Source organism: Nocardia puris (genome assembly GCF_036051655.1).
GTDB classification, from domain to species: Bacteria; Actinomycetota; Actinomycetes; order Mycobacteriales; family Mycobacteriaceae; genus Nocardia; species Nocardia puris.
In genome coordinates this window covers 5012366-5025851 of record NZ_CP107943.1, presented here as the reverse complement: position 1 = coordinate 5025851, position 13486 = coordinate 5012366, and the positions used below count along the sequence as shown (strand labels likewise).

Sequence of the window (13486 nt, the reverse complement as noted above, 5' to 3'; positions counted from 1 at the left end):
CCATGGGACACACATCCACCGGACCGATCGCCTTCATCCGCGCCACCTGGCACAGTTCGATCGTCGGCAAGGCCCTGGAAGGCTTCACCGCCGAGTACACCGACCTCGGTTTCGATCCCGGCACCATCGACGTGTTCGAGGTGCCCGGCGCGTTCGAGATCCCGCTGCACGCCAAACGGCTCGCGCTCAGCGGCAAGTACTCGGCGATCGTGGCGTCGGCGCTGGTCGTGGACGGCGGCATCTACCGTCACGATTTCGTCGCCTCCGCCGTGATCGACGGCCTCATGCGCGTCCAGCTCGACACCGACGTGCCGGTGTTCTCGGTGGTGCTCACCCCGCACCACTTCCACGAGCACAGCGAACACGTCACCTACTTCACCGAGCACTTCGTGACGAAGGGCGCCGAAGCCGCCCGCGCCCTCGCCACCACCCTCAACTCCCTGCGCAGCCTCCCCGCCGCGAAGTAGAGGTCCGCACCCGGTGGTCGGACCGGATAACTGCTTCCGATAGCGCTGTGGCGCACGAGGTCCGGCCGTGTGGGCGAGCGGTGCACCCGCCCACACGGGTGTCAGTTGAAGTCGGACCAACAGGCGGATTCGCCCTCGAGCACGCCGGTGCGGAACGCTTCCAGGCGCTGGTAACCGCTCTGGACCACCTCGCCGTCGACGTCGGCGGCGGCTTTGCCGTCGGCGAGCAGGCCGGACACGGCTTCGTCGAGGTCGTTGGCGGACAGGCGGGGGTCGCTGTCCTCCTCGCTCAGCTTCGTGGTGAAGGCGCCGCTGAGGCAGGCGGTGCGCAAGCCCGCGGTCTGGGCGCCGGTGAGGTCGAGGCCGCGTTCCTGCTGAACGGCGAGCATGTAGCGGGAGACGAACACCACGAAGGCGTTGTAGTCGCCCTGGACGACGGCCGTCAGCGGTTCGTCGGTGCCGTCGAGTGGGCCGCCGCGCTCGGCCAGATCCGGGATGTCGGTGCCGATCGTGTTGGTGTCCGGGCAGTACGACACCGGTTCGGTGGTGGTGACGCCGGAGCAATCGGTGGTCACGCCCGTATAGTCGAAGGTCGGCGCCTCGCGCAGCGGGAAGTTCTTCGCCAGTGCCTGCGCCACGCTCTCCAGCGAATCGCGATCCACCGGCAGCTGCTGGTTCTCCTCGTCGTCCACCTCGAACGTCACCGGGAGGTTGCCGCGCCGCTCCTCGATCTCCTTGCGATCGATCTCCTTGCACGCGCCCGCGCCGTCGGTGTAGCCGAGCTGCACCGCCGTGACCCGCTCGAACGCGGAGCCGTGCACGTTGTCGGGATCGCTGGGGTCGGCGTCGCGTACGGCGATCGTCGCGCCGAGCACGCCGTCCAGACCGTCGGTCATGTTCAGCGTGAAGTGCGCCGAATCGCCTTCGGCGACGTGGCGCAGGAACACCCCGGCCAGGCAGTCGGCCTGCTGCTCCTTCACCAGCGCGCCGGTGAAGAACCCGGTCATCTTCGCCTTGCCCTGGATGGCGTGCCCGTACTCGTGGGCCAGCACCATCACCACGGCCATCGGCCCGAACTTCTCCTCGATCAACGGCAGCAACACACCGCGATCCCAGCCGATGCTGTGGTCCAGTCGGCAGTAGGCGGCGTTGACGAACTTGTAGGTGTCGGTCTTGCAGAAGTCGACGCCCTCATCCTCGCGCGCGTTCCACGAGATGTACTTGCTCGCCGGCTGGAACTCGCCCTCGAAGTGCTTGCCGTACTCCGCCTTCCAGAAGTCCTCGATATCGGCGATGGCGTTGAGGGCCAAGCGGTCGACCGCTCCCCCGTCACCGTTCTCGGCCTGCAACGTGGTGTCGGGCACGCCCGAGCGCGGGCCGCTCGGGCCGGTGCTGGAGGCCGCGCCCGCGACCAGCCACGGATTGTCGGGATCGAGCGCCGGGTCCGTACTCGTCCCGCCGCTCGACGCGCAGCCCGCCAGCGCGACCCCGGCGACCAGCGCGGCCACCGCCGCGAACCGCAGCCGTTTCGTCCTCATCAGGTGTTCCTCCCCGTATCGCGGGCCCGCGCCCGCCGCTGAAGCGTTCACATGGTAATCGGTGGATCCCGGCCGCGCGCATCACCTTCCGCGCGCGGGATCAGTCGTTCAGGCGCAGCGTCGCGTAGAGGGCGCGGTGATCCGAACGCGGAATGGTGACGCTGCTGACCTCGTCGGCGGTGCCGCCCGACACCAGGATGTGGTCGATGCCGAGGACCGGGCCCCAGCGTTTGTCGGTCGGATAGGTGGGCAGCAGGCCCGCGCCGGCCAGTGCCGCGGCGTCGTCGAACGGGCCGGCGATCAGATCGCGGAAGGCCGAATGATCGCGCGTGGCATTGAAATCCGCGCCGACGACGGCGGGACCGCTGTGCCCGTCGAGGATTTCGCGGATGCGCCGCATCTCGGCGCCCCACACCTCGAAGTCGACGACGGGCGGCGGCGGGTGGAAGACGAACACGGCGACCGCGCCCGCTCGCGGATGTTCCACCGTGGCGGACATGTTCGCCATCCAGAAGCCGTCGTATTTCACATTGTCGCGCAACGGGTATCGGCTGAAGATGCCGCTGCCGCCGGCGAAGGATCCCGGTTCCAGGTAGTGGTAGGGCAATTCGTCCGCGAGTTCGGCGGTCAGCCGTTCGGCGGCTTCGGGTGTGAGCTCCTGCAACGTCAGGACGTCGACGCGGCGTTCGCGCACCTCCCGCGCGACGGCGGACAGGTCGGCGGCGCCGACGAGCAGGTTCGACTGCAGCACCCGCAGTTCCGGTCCGGTCGCCGCGCGCCCGTCGGAGACGAAGAACGGCAGCTGCGTCCACAGCACGACCGCCACCGCCACACCGGCGACCGCCGCGCTGCGCCACCCCTTGGCGAGCAGGAACAGCAGCAGTCCGAACACCGCCCCGAGCATCAGGTAGGTCGCGCCCGAGGCCGCCAGCACCGGCAGCTCCCACGGCCACCGTACGAAGTACAGCACGATCCCCGCCACCCCGGCCGCGAGAGCGCACCACCCCAGCCCGAGCGCCACCCGGCTCACCCACACACGCGTCATGCGTTCGACAGTATGCGCCCGGGCTTGCCGGCCGCTTGCACGATCCCTAACGCCGGCGCGCACGAGGGCCGGGCGGGCTCCTGGGGCTGGGTGGCGGAGATCGGTGCCGGCATCCGGACCCGCACGATCACCGTCGCCGGATCCCGCCCCTCCCCTACACTGGCGCCCACACGACGAGCGAGGTGACGATGTATATCGACCAGTTCACGGCGCACGGCCCGCTCACGGAGCGCGAGATCGACGAACTGCTGGACGTCGCGGCGAAGTACACCTCGCGCATCACCGTCACCTGCGGCGACCGCAGTGTGCACGCGCCGGTGCTGCCCTGGTGCTGGGACACCTTGCCCGTGCGCGCGGGCGCGACGGTGTCGATCACGGCCGAGGGCGGACGGCGGGGTGACGAGGAGGATCGGCTGGCCCTGCGCGAATTCGTGCGCCGGTTCCAGCGGGCGGGCTGACGACCAGCCCCGGATCACGCCCCGCCGAAGACCCGCTCCACCACAGCTTTCGCGCGCCGTGTGATGCGCATGTAGTTGTCCAGGAACTCGCTGCCGTCGTCGTTGGGCCAGCCCGCCACGCGCGCGACGGCCGAGAGCAGGCGGCCGGGGCCGGGTAGCTGGTCGCTGGGTTTGCCGCGCACCAGCACCAGCGCGTTGCGGGCCTTGGTGGCGGTGAGCCACGATTCGCGCAGCAGGCTCACGTCCTCGGCGGACAGGAGTTTGGTCTGCTCGATGACGTCGAGCGATTGCAGCGTGGACGTGTTGTGCAGGGCGGAGATCTCGTGGGCGTGGCGCAACTGCATGAGCTGCACGGTCCACTCGATATCGGCCAGGCCGCCGCGCCCCAGTTTGGTGTGGGTGGCGGGGTTGGCGCCGCGCGGCAACCGCTCGGAGTCTACGCGCGCCTTGATGCGCCGGATCTCGCGCACCGCCTCGGGCGAGACGCCGCCCGCCGGATACCGCACCTTGTCGATGGCGTGCAGGAAACGCACGCCCAGCTCCTGATCGCCCGCCACCTGGTGGGCGCGCAGCAGCGCCTGCACCTCCCACGGCTGCGCCCACTGCTCGTAGTAGGCGCGATAGGAGGCCAGCGTGCGCACCAGCGCGCCGCTGCGCCCCTCGGGACGCAGGCCCGCGTCCACGTGCAGCGGCGGATCGGTGCTCGGGGCGCCCAGCAGCTTCTGCACCCGCTCGGCGACGCCGTTGGCCCACTTCACGGCCTTGGTCTCGTCCTCGCCGGGGCGCGGATCGCAGACGAACAGCACATCGGCGTCGGAGCCGTAGCCCAGTTCCATCCCGCCGAGGCGGCCCATGCCGATGACCGCGAAATCGGCGGGCGCGGGCGTGCCGGTCTCCGCCTCCGAGGCCCGGATCACGGCGGCGAGCGCGGCTTCGAGCACCGCCACCCACACCGACGACAGCGCCCGGCACACCTGCGGCACGTCCAGCATGCCCAGCAGGTCGGCCGAGGCGACCCGCGCCAGTTCGTGCCTGCGCAGCGACCGGGCCGCCGCGACCGCGCGGTGCGGGTCGTCGTAGCGGGCGGCGGCGGTGAGGATGCCGCGCGCCACGTCCTCGGGCTGCGGGCCGAGCAGCAGCGGGCCGCTCGGCCCGTCGGCGTACATGCGGATCGTGTCGGGCGCGTTGATGAGCAGGTCGGGCAGGTACTCCGAGGAGCCGAGCACGATCATCAGGCGCTGCGCGACCGCGCCTTCGTCGCGCAGTTCGCGCAGGAACCAGATCTGGTCGTCCAGCCCCTCCGACACGCGGCGGTAGGCGAGCAGGCCGGCGTCGGGATTCGGTGTGTCCCCGAGCCATTCGAGCAGCGTCGGCAACAGCAGCGCCTGGATGCGCCCCTTGCGCGAGACCCCGCCGGTGAGCGCCTTGAGGTGGCTGAGCGCGTGCTCCGGCGCGACGTAGCCCAGCGCGGCCAGCTGGCGCACGGCGGCGTCGGGGCTCAGGCGCAGCGCGTCGGAATCCATGCGCGCCACCGCCTCCAGCAGCGGGCGGTAGAACAGTTTGGCGTGCAGGCGCCGCACGCGCACCGCGTTGCGCCGGATCTCCGAGGCCAGCACGCCGACCGCGTCCTGCCTGCCGTCGGGACGCACGTGCGCGGCGCGGGCCAGCCAGCGCATGCCCTCCTCGTCGTCGAAGGCGGGCAGCGTGTGGGTGCGCTTGAGGCGCTGCAACTGCAAGCGGTGTTCGAGCAGGCGCAGGAACTCGTAGGAGGCGGTGAGATTCGCTGCGTCGTCGCGCCCGACGTAACCGCCCGCCGCCAGCGCCGTCAACGCCTCGACCGTGCCCGCGACATGCAGCGAATCGTCGACGCGACCGTGCACCAATTGCAGGAGCTGCACGGCGAATTCGACATCGCGCAGGCTGCCGTGGCCGAGTTTGAGTTCGCGTTCGCGCAGATCGGCGGGCACCAGATCCTCCACGCGGCGGCGCATGGCCTGCACGTCGGCGACGAAGTCGGGGCGCTCCGAGGCGGTCCACACCATCGGCATCACCGCGGCGCGGTACTGCTCGCCCAGCGCCAGATCGCCGGTCATCGGGCGATTCTTGAGCAGCGCCTGGAACTCCCAGGTGCGCGCCCAGCGCTTGTAGTAGGCCAGGTGCGAGTCCAGCGTGCGCACCAGCGCGCCCTGTTTGCCCTCGGGCCGCAGCGCCGCGTCGACCTCGAAGAACGCCAGGCTGCCCACGCTCATCAGCTCGGCGGCCAGGCGCGTGGCGACCGCGTCGGCGGGTTCGGCGACGAACACCACGTCCACGTCGCTGACGTAGTTCAGTTCGCGCGCACCGGATTTGCCCAGCGCGATCACCGCCAGGCGCACCGGGCACGGCCCGTCCTTGCAGACCCGCGCCACCGCCACCGCGAGCGCCGCGGTGAGCGCGGCGTCGGCCAGATCCGTGAGATGCCTGCCCACCACCTGGTACGGCAGCACCGGCTCGTTCTCGACGGTGGCGGCCAGGTCGGCGGCCGCCAGCAGCATGAGCTGATCGCGATACCGCCTGCGCAGCAAGGGAACCGCTTCGGGACCGGAGATGCCGGCCCGGAACAGCAGCGCGGCGGGCCCTCGACCGTCGGACTCCGCGGCGGGCGAGGGTTCGGGCTCCGCCTCGACGGCGGCGAGCAGATCGGCGAGCAGTTCCGCGCGGTCGGGCAGTGCGGGCCTGCGCAGCACCTGCCACGACGCGGGCTCGGCCACCAGGTGGTCGCCGAACGCGCTGGAGGAACCCACCAGCGCGAACAGCCTGCCGCGCAACGACGTATCGGTGCGCAGCGCCGAATCCACCTCGGCCCACCCGTCTTCCAGCGCCTCGCGCAGGCGCATCAGGGTGGTCAGCGCGAGATCGGCGTCGGGCGCGCGGGACAACGACCACAGCACCGGAATGCTTTCGACGTTGTCCCAGCCCAATTCGCGCAACATCGCGGCGGCCGACGGGTCGAGCAGGCCGAGCCTGCCGACACCGGGGACAGCGGAGCGCGCGGTCGGTGGGCGAACCATGGTCCTAAACTACCTCGCCACCGGCCGCGCCGGGGATCACAGCCCCAGGTACTCCTTGATCTCGTACGGAGTCACCTGGCTGCGGTAATCGGCCCATTCCCGGCGCTTGTTGCGCAGGAAGAAGTCGAACACGTGCTCGCCGAGGGTCTCGGCCACCAGCTCGGAGCGCTCCATCGCCTGCAGGGCCTCGTCCAGCGTGCCCGGCAGCTCGCGGAAGCCCATGGCGCGCCGCTCGGCCGACGTCAGCGACCACACATCGTCCTCGGCCTCCGGCGGCAGCGAGTAGCCCTTCTCGATGCCGCGCATCCCGGCGGCCAGCAGCACCGCGAAGGTGAGGTACGGGTTGCAGGCCGAATCGGGGCTGCGGATCTCGACGCGGCGCGAGGACGCCTTGTTCGGCGTGTACATCGGCACGCGGACCAGCGCCGACCGGTTCGACCGGCCCCATGACGCGGCCGTCGGCGCCTCGCCGCCGTGGATGAGGCGCTTGTAGGAGTTCACCCACTGGTTGGTGATCGCGCTGATCTCCGGGGCGTGCTCGAGGATGCCCGCGATGAACGCGCGCGCGGTGCCGGACAGGTTGTCCGGATCGTCCGGGTCGGCGAACGCGTTGTTCTCGCCCTCGAACAGGCTCATGTGGGTGTGCATGGCCGAGCCCGGGTACTGCGCGAACGGCTTGGGCATGAAGGTGGCGCGCACGCCCTCGTCGATGGCCACCTCCTTGATGAGGTAGCGGAAGGTCATCACGTTGTCGGCCATGGACAGCGCGTCGGCGTAGCGCAGGTCGATCTCCTGCTGGCCGGGCGCGCCCTCGTGGTGGCTGAACTCCACGGAGATGCCCATGGACTCGAGCGCGTCGATGGCGTGGCGGCGGAAGTTCGGCGCGGAGTCGTGCACGGCCTGGTCGAAGAAGCCGCCGTTGTCGGCGGGCTTGGGCGGCGTGCCGTCCTGCGGGCCGTTCTCCAGCAGGAAGAACTCGATCTCGGGGTGCACGTAGCAGCTGAAGCCCACGTCACCGGCTTTGTTCAGCTGGCGGCGCAGCACGTGGCGCGGGTCGGCCCACGACGGCGAGCCGTCGGGCATGGTGATGTCGCAGAACATGCGCGCGGAGTGCTGGTGCCCCTTGCTGGTGGCCCACGGCAGCACCTGGAACGTCGAAGGATCGGGCCGCGCGACCATATCGGCCTCCGACACGCGGGCGAAGCCCTCGATGGCCGATCCGTCGAAGCCGATGCCCTCCTCGAAGGCGCCCTCGAGCTCGGCGGGAGCGATGGCGACGGACTTCAGGTAGCCCAAGACATCGGTGAACCAGAGCCGCACGAAGCGGATGTCCCGCTCTTCGAGCGTCCGCAGTACGAATTCCTTCTGGCGATCCATGCCCGCGAGCGTAAGCACCTGGCGTTAAATCCGTGTTACATCGAAGCTCAGAGTTGCGTTTCGGGTGCGCGCGGGTCTATTCGGAACGAACCTCACCGCCCGCGCGGGCCGCCGGTGAGCCCGCTCAGCAGGTCAGGCCGGGCTCGGGCACGGTGAGGTGCACGAGGTAGGCGATGACGGCGGTGTCCAGGCACCGGTTGCCCGCCACCAGCGCGGCGGTGTGGCGGGTGCCCTCGAAGGTGATCAGCGCGGCGTCGAGCTGGGCGGCCAGATCGACGCCCGCCTGGTACGGGGTGGCGGGGTCGTCGGTGGTGGAGACCACGACGATCTTCGGCACGCCGTCCACGTCGATGCGGTGCGGCTCGCTGGTGTTGGGCACCGGCCAGCTCGCGCACAGCTCCAGCGGGGCCGCGCCGGTGCCGCGGCCGTCGTCCAGGAACGGTGCGGCCCTGCGGTATTCCGCGTCCTGGCGCGCGGCGACCGCGGGGTCGGTGACGCGCGGATCGTCCACGCAGCGGATGGCGTTGAAGGCGTCCTGGGTGTTGGCGTAGGTGCCGTCGGGGCGGCGGCCGTCGTACATGTCGGCCTGTTGCAGCAGGGTGTCGCCGCGCCCCGAGCGCAGTTCGGTGAGGCCGAGGGTGAGGACCGGCCAGGTGGCGTCGGTGTAGAGGGACTGGGTGACGCCGGTGATGGCGTCGTTGTAGCTGAGGCCGCGCGGGTCGTCGGTGGTGGCGGGTTTGTCCCACAGCGGGTCGACCAGGGCGCGGAACCGCTCGACCGCCCGGGCCGGGTCGGTGCCGAGGGGGCAGTCGGACTCCCGCGCGCACGCGGCGGCGTAGGCGTCGAAGGCGGTTTGGAAGCCGGCCGCCTGGCGCAGCGATTCCTGCACCGGGTCCTGGGAGGAGTCGACGGCGCCGTCGAGCACGAGCGCGCGCACGCGGTCGGGGTAGCGCTCGGCGTACAGGGAGCCGATCTTGGTGCCGTAGGAGTAGCCGAGGTAGGTCAGCTTCGGGTCGCCGAGCACGGCGCGGATGACGTCGAGGTCCTGCACCACCTCGCGGGTGCCCACGTGGGCGAGCAGATCGGGACCGGTGCGGGCCACGCAGCGGTCGGTGTATTCCCTGTTCTCCGCCTCGGCGGCCGCGATGCCCTCCGGGGTGTTGTCCAGCGGCGGTTCGGCGCGCTCGGAATCGGCCTCCTGCGGGGTGAGGCAGGTGATCGACGGGGTCGAGGCGCCCACGCCGCGCGGATCGAAGCCGACGCGGTCGAAACGCTCGGAGAGTTCGGTGCGGTTGGCCAAGCCCGCCATCGCCAGGCCGGAGACGCCGGGGCCGCCGGGATTCAGCAGCAGCGAGCCGATCTTCTGGCCCGACGCCGGGATCCGCGTGAGCGCGAGCTGCGCCAGGGGTCCGTCCGGGCGCGAATAGTCCACGGGCACGGTGATCTTCACGCATTCCGCGTTCGGCGGGAACCGGTCGTCAGGCCCCCCGAACCCCACGCAATTCCCCCACGCCGGCGCCTGCTCGTAGAACTTCTCCAATCCCGACGGCGCGGGCGGCATCGGCTCCTGCGCTCGCTCCCCCTCCGCCGCACACCCGGCCGCCACCACCGCGAGCACCGCCACCAACACCCCGCGCCGCAATCCCATACCCGAATCCTGCCAGGGCCGTGGCTCGCGTCGTGCAACCCCCGCGCGAGTTCGGGCCGAGCACCCAGACGGGACCGCCCCTCACCTCGGCAGGTTGCCGACGACGCGCCGCAGCATGGTGACGGCGCTGTCGCAGTGACGATCCGCCTCGCCCTCGGCGCCGGAGAGTCGGAGGGTGACGAGTTCGGCGGTCGTCGCGTCGACCTCGCGGAACCGATAGGCCACGGTGCAGAACGCGCCGTCCTCGCCGGCGAATCGGTAGAGGTCGAGATCGCCCGCGGTGGTGCGGGTGAAGTCCATCGGACCGGGTTCATGACCGCCACGGTCGAAGGTCAGCGTCACGTTCCGTCTGCCTGCCCACTCGCAGGTGTGCGCGTCGCCGATCACGGGGCGCTCGGGCAGCGGGCCGATTTCGGCGTCCAGCGCCTGGCGATCGAGCGCGGCGCAGGGATCGATCGTGGCGAGGCTGGATTTCGCGTCGGCGAGGGTGGGCGCCTCGGCCAAGGTGCGTGCGAGCGTCGCGGCGAGCTGATCGAGCACCGGTTCGCACGGTCGGTCGTCGACGCCGCCGATCTGTTGCAGCACCAGGCCCGCCTCGTCGTTGTCCAGCGCGGCGACGGCACGCCCGCAGGACATCGCGTGCCGGATGGTGACACCGTCCACCACCGTGTCGGCCGGTGTCATGAACTCCAGCTGATCCCCCGGGAAGAGGCCGAACGAGGTGCGCTCGTCGCCCGGAGACGTGCGCTCGAGGCCGGCGTAACAGCCCCAATCGTCGCTCGTGGACAGCTGCCACCGATCGATGGCCGCCGGGCCCGATCGCAGCGGAATCTCCTCGCCCATAGCCGATTTCAGCCAAGCGCAGGCGTCGATACGGCGCAGTTGCTCGAGCGACAGCGCCGTCACCGGCTCCGGCGGCTCCCGCAGCACCGTGACACCCACGGCCGCCACCAGCACCGCCGCCACCGCGAGCGCCAGAGCGATCCTGGTGCGCGGACCCGTGCGGCCCGCGAACCGCCGCACGGCGCCCGCCATGCCCCGGCCGCCCCGCACCGCCCGCCGGAGCGTATCGGCGGCCACCACGCGCGGGCCGCGATCCACCCGCTGGAACTCCGCGCGACAGGCGCCGATCGCCGCCGCGGCAGCACGCTCGCGCCGGTCCGTCTCCACCAGTACCGCCGCGGGCCACGGCGGCGGCGAAACCTCCGGCGCACCCAGGTATTCCAGCACCTGCGCGGCGGTCGGCCGGGTGCGCGGGTCCTTGCGCAGGCACGCGGTGACCAGCGGGCGCAGCGAGGCCGGCACGGTGCCCAGATCGGGTTCGCGCTGCGCGATGGTGAACAGCGTGTAAGGCACCGACGGCGCGCCGAAGGGACGCACCCCGGAAGCCGCGAATGCCAGCACCGCGCCGAAGGCGAACACATCCGAGGCCGGACCGATCTCGGCGCCCACCGTCTGCTCGGGCGAAAGGTAGTCGGGCGGACCGGGAATCGCTTCGGGATGTCGTGCGGCGTGGGGGAACTCGAGCACCGGCGGCAGCCCCGTTCCGGTGACACGTATGCCGTCGCGGGTGAGCGACACCGTGTCGGGTCGCAGGGAACGGTGGACCAGTCCGGCGGCGTGGATCGCGGTGAGCGCCTCGGCCAGCGCCGCCGCCAGGGTCCGCGCCGCGTCCTCCGGCAGCGGGCCGTGCGCGGCGATCTGTTCGTCCAGGGTGACCCCCGCGGCGAAAGGCACGGCCACCCACGGCGTTTCCGCGTCGGCGTCGACGTCGAACACCGGTGTCACGAACCGGTGGGTCAACCGGGTCGCCGCCACCGCGCCGTGCCGCAGGGCGAGCCGGAACTCGGGATCCTCGGCGAGAAAGGCGGGGGCGGTGTACAGCGCGAACACGCCGTCGTCCGGACCGGCGCCGAGATATGCCGGATAGACGACGGTGGGCGCCAGCGCCGCGGCGAGGTGGTAGCGGCCGAAACCGCCCGCGATGGCCAGTGGTTCGAGCATCATGTGGTGGGCAACTTCGGTAGGACGGAACTCATCACCAGCAGGGCGCGATCGCACATGCCCGCCGAGGAGAACCGCGGCTGATGATAGAAGTCGAGGTGGGCGACCTCCGCCAGGTTCTGCCTGGTGGGCCGGATCATGACGGTGACGTAGCAGCGGTACGGGAGTTCTTCGAGATAGACCGTGCGCCCGTCGATCTCGCGGGTGCTGTGCCCGGGGGCGCGGCGCCCGCTCTCCGCATCGGGCCTGACCTTCTCCACCAGCCGCAGGTCCATACCCCATTCCCGGCCCGACACGGTGCAGCTGCGCGGCGTGGCGGGCATCCGTTTGGCGGGATCACCGACGGCGGCCAGATCCGTCGCGGGGTCGAGGACCGAGCACGGGTCTATCCGCAGCACCGAGTCCGCGGGTACGTCGAGCAGCGGCGGATTCACCGCCAACCGGCCGACGACGGCGGCCAGCGCCCGCTCGGCCTGTGGGCACGCGTCCCCCTCTTTCGCGTCCGTCCGCATCCACAACGACAGCGGTATGCCGTTCTGCGCGATCACCGCCCGGTCGCACATCCGCGCGCTCTCCTGGCGCCCGAGAACCGGCATCCAGCCGATCGCGGTGCCCATCGGGTCGTAGGTGGCCAGGGTCTCCTGCGGCCCGATGCCGACCCAGAGGTCGTAGCCGATCCCGCGTCCGTCGGGGCCGGTGTAGGAGGTCCGGCAGTCCGTTCCCGATCGGACGATCTCGCCGGTGGGCTCGCCCAGCTCCCCCAGGACGTCGGGCATGAGCAGCGCGCACGAATCGAGCAGCGAGGCTTCCTCCGCAGTCAGGTCCAGTGCCGGGTCGGCCATCGGGACCGCGTGACCGTCGACCCCCGAACCCCACACCAGCCCTGCTCCGAGGGCGAGCACGGCAACCAGCGCGGCCGCGAGCACGACGCGAATCCTTGGTTCCCGCACTCGCTCTCGCCAGCCCGGCGCACTGTCGGGCGCGGCGGGCGCGCCACCACCGGTGGCCCAGCGGTTCGCCTCCTCGGCGACCTCGGCGATCCGGCGGCGCACCCGCACCGGCCACATCGGCTCGGCGTCGATTCCGCCCGCCACCTCGAGCAGTTCCTCCGGCGTCGGACGCTGCGCCGGATCCTTGGCCAGACACGCGCCGACCACGGCGCGCAACGGTGCGGGCACGGCGCTCAGGTCGGGTGCGGCGTAGAGGACGTTGTAGAGCACCTGCGGTGTCGAAACACCGTGGAACGGACTGATTCCCGAGGCCGCCATGGCGATGATCGCGCCGACCGAGAACACGTCCGCGGCGGGGGTCAGCGGGCGGCATTCGGCCTGTTCCGGCGACATGTACGCGGGCGACCCGATGACGGTGCCGGTCGCGGTGAGGCGCGCGTCGTCCGCCATCGCGCGGGCGATGCCGAAGTCGATGACGCGCGGACCCGCGTCGGTGAGCAGCACATTGCTCGGCTTGAGGTCGCGGTGCACCATGCCGGTGCGGTGGATCTCGATGAGCGCCATGGCCAGCCCGGACGTGAGCAGCTTCAATCCGCCGATGCTCAGCCTGCCGAACTGCTCGATCGCGTCCTGGAGAGACGGACCGGCGATGTATTCCGAGGCGAGCCAAGGACTCTCGGCCTCGGTGTCGAAGTCCACGACGCCCGCCGTGTAGGCGCCGGTGACCTGCTGGGAGGCAAGGACCTCGCGGCGGAACCGATCGCGGAACTCGTCGCTGCCGGTGAGGTGGGCATGGATCTGCTTGATGGCCACCAGGCGGCCCTCGGGCGCCCGGCCCAGCAGCACGCGCCCCATACCTCCCTTGCCGATCACGGCAATCGCCTGATATCGGCCGAGCCGGTCCGGTTCCCCCGGCGCCAGCGGTTTCATGGGGTGCCTCCGTCGACGT

At 71.2% G+C, this 13486-nt stretch carries 9 protein-coding genes; 2 read left to right on the top strand and 7 right to left on the bottom strand.

What is annotated here, in order from left to right:
• Positions 1 to 2 precede the first annotated feature (2 nt).
• Positions 3 to 467: a 6,7-dimethyl-8-ribityllumazine synthase gene (locus tag OHB21_RS23255; protein WP_067511334.1), complete on the top strand. Its 465-nt coding sequence runs from the start codon at positions 3 to 5 to the stop codon at positions 465 to 467.
• A gap of 101 nt (positions 468 to 568) precedes the next feature.
• On the opposite strand, the gene OHB21_RS23250 is transcribed toward OHB21_RS23255, so the two are convergent.
• Positions 569 to 2005, bottom strand: a complete 1437-nt coding sequence (locus tag OHB21_RS23250) for a neutral zinc metallopeptidase (RefSeq protein WP_195126049.1) — start codon at positions 2003 to 2005, stop codon at positions 569 to 571.
• Between the two features lie 100 nt (positions 2006 to 2105).
• Positions 2106 to 3050 (bottom strand): endonuclease/exonuclease/phosphatase family protein, encoded by a 945-nt coding sequence (locus tag OHB21_RS23245; protein WP_067511335.1) that lies wholly within the window; start codon positions 3048 to 3050, stop codon positions 2106 to 2108.
• Positions 3051 to 3232: 182 nt separating this feature from the next.
• Between OHB21_RS23245 and OHB21_RS23240 the strand changes: the two genes are divergently transcribed.
• Complete coding sequence (locus OHB21_RS23240) at positions 3233 to 3508, top strand: HPr family phosphocarrier protein (protein WP_147265850.1); 276 nt, start codon at positions 3233 to 3235, stop codon at positions 3506 to 3508.
• A 14-nt stretch (positions 3509 to 3522) separates the two neighbouring features.
• Here the strand turns inward: OHB21_RS23240 and OHB21_RS23235 are convergent, their stop codons facing one another.
• The 5 genes from OHB21_RS23235 to OHB21_RS23215 form a co-directional block, all read right to left on the bottom strand.
• The gene (locus OHB21_RS23235) at positions 3523 to 6558 is read right to left on the bottom strand and encodes a bifunctional [glutamine synthetase] adenylyltransferase/[glutamine synthetase]-adenylyl-L-tyrosine phosphorylase (RefSeq protein ID WP_067511337.1); all 3036 of its coding nucleotides are present in this window, start codon (positions 6556 to 6558) and stop codon (positions 3523 to 3525) included.
• Between the two features lie 36 nt (positions 6559 to 6594).
• Entirely contained in the window at positions 6595 to 7935 is a 1341-nt protein-coding gene (locus OHB21_RS23230; protein ID WP_067511370.1) for a glutamine synthetase family protein, read from the bottom strand.
• A gap of 124 nt (positions 7936 to 8059) precedes the next feature.
• Positions 8060 to 9583, bottom strand: coding sequence for an alpha/beta hydrolase (locus OHB21_RS23225; RefSeq protein ID WP_067511338.1), 1524 nt, complete (start codon positions 9581 to 9583; stop codon positions 8060 to 8062).
• Positions 9584 to 9664: 81 nt separating this feature from the next.
• Complete coding sequence (locus OHB21_RS23220) at positions 9665 to 11590, bottom strand: serine/threonine-protein kinase (RefSeq protein ID WP_113975171.1); 1926 nt, start codon at positions 11588 to 11590, stop codon at positions 9665 to 9667.
• Positions 11587 to 13467, bottom strand: a complete 1881-nt coding sequence (locus tag OHB21_RS23215; protein ID WP_067511340.1) for a serine/threonine-protein kinase — start codon at positions 13465 to 13467, stop codon at positions 11587 to 11589. The genes OHB21_RS23220 and OHB21_RS23215 overlap by 4 nt, the downstream gene beginning before the upstream one ends.
• Positions 13468 to 13486 lie beyond the last annotated feature (19 nt).

What these genes read in the sequence shown, in the direction of transcription:
- OHB21_RS23255 (WP_067511334.1), top strand. Translation starts at nt 3, where the DNA reads ATGGGACACACATCCACCGGACCGATCGCCTTCATCCGCGCCACCTGG.
- OHB21_RS23250 (WP_195126049.1), bottom strand. Translation starts at nt 2,005, where the DNA reads ATGAGGACGAAACGGCTGCGGTTCGCGGCGGTGGCCGCGCTGGTCGCC.
- OHB21_RS23245 (WP_067511335.1), bottom strand. Translation starts at nt 3,050, where the DNA reads ATGACGCGTGTGTGGGTGAGCCGGGTGGCGCTCGGGCTGGGGTGGTGC.
- OHB21_RS23235 (WP_067511337.1), bottom strand. Translation starts at nt 6,558, where the DNA reads ATGGTTCGCCCACCGACCGCGCGCTCCGCTGTCCCCGGTGTCGGCAGG.
- OHB21_RS23230 (WP_067511370.1), bottom strand. Translation starts at nt 7,935, where the DNA reads ATGGATCGCCAGAAGGAATTCGTACTGCGGACGCTCGAAGAGCGGGAC.
- OHB21_RS23225 (WP_067511338.1), bottom strand. Translation starts at nt 9,583, where the DNA reads ATGGGATTGCGGCGCGGGGTGTTGGTGGCGGTGCTCGCGGTGGTGGCG.
- OHB21_RS23220 (WP_113975171.1), bottom strand. Translation starts at nt 11,590, where the DNA reads ATGATGCTCGAACCACTGGCCATCGCGGGCGGTTTCGGCCGCTACCAC.
- OHB21_RS23215 (WP_067511340.1), bottom strand. Translation starts at nt 13,467, where the DNA reads ATGAAACCGCTGGCGCCGGGGGAACCGGACCGGCTCGGCCGATATCAG.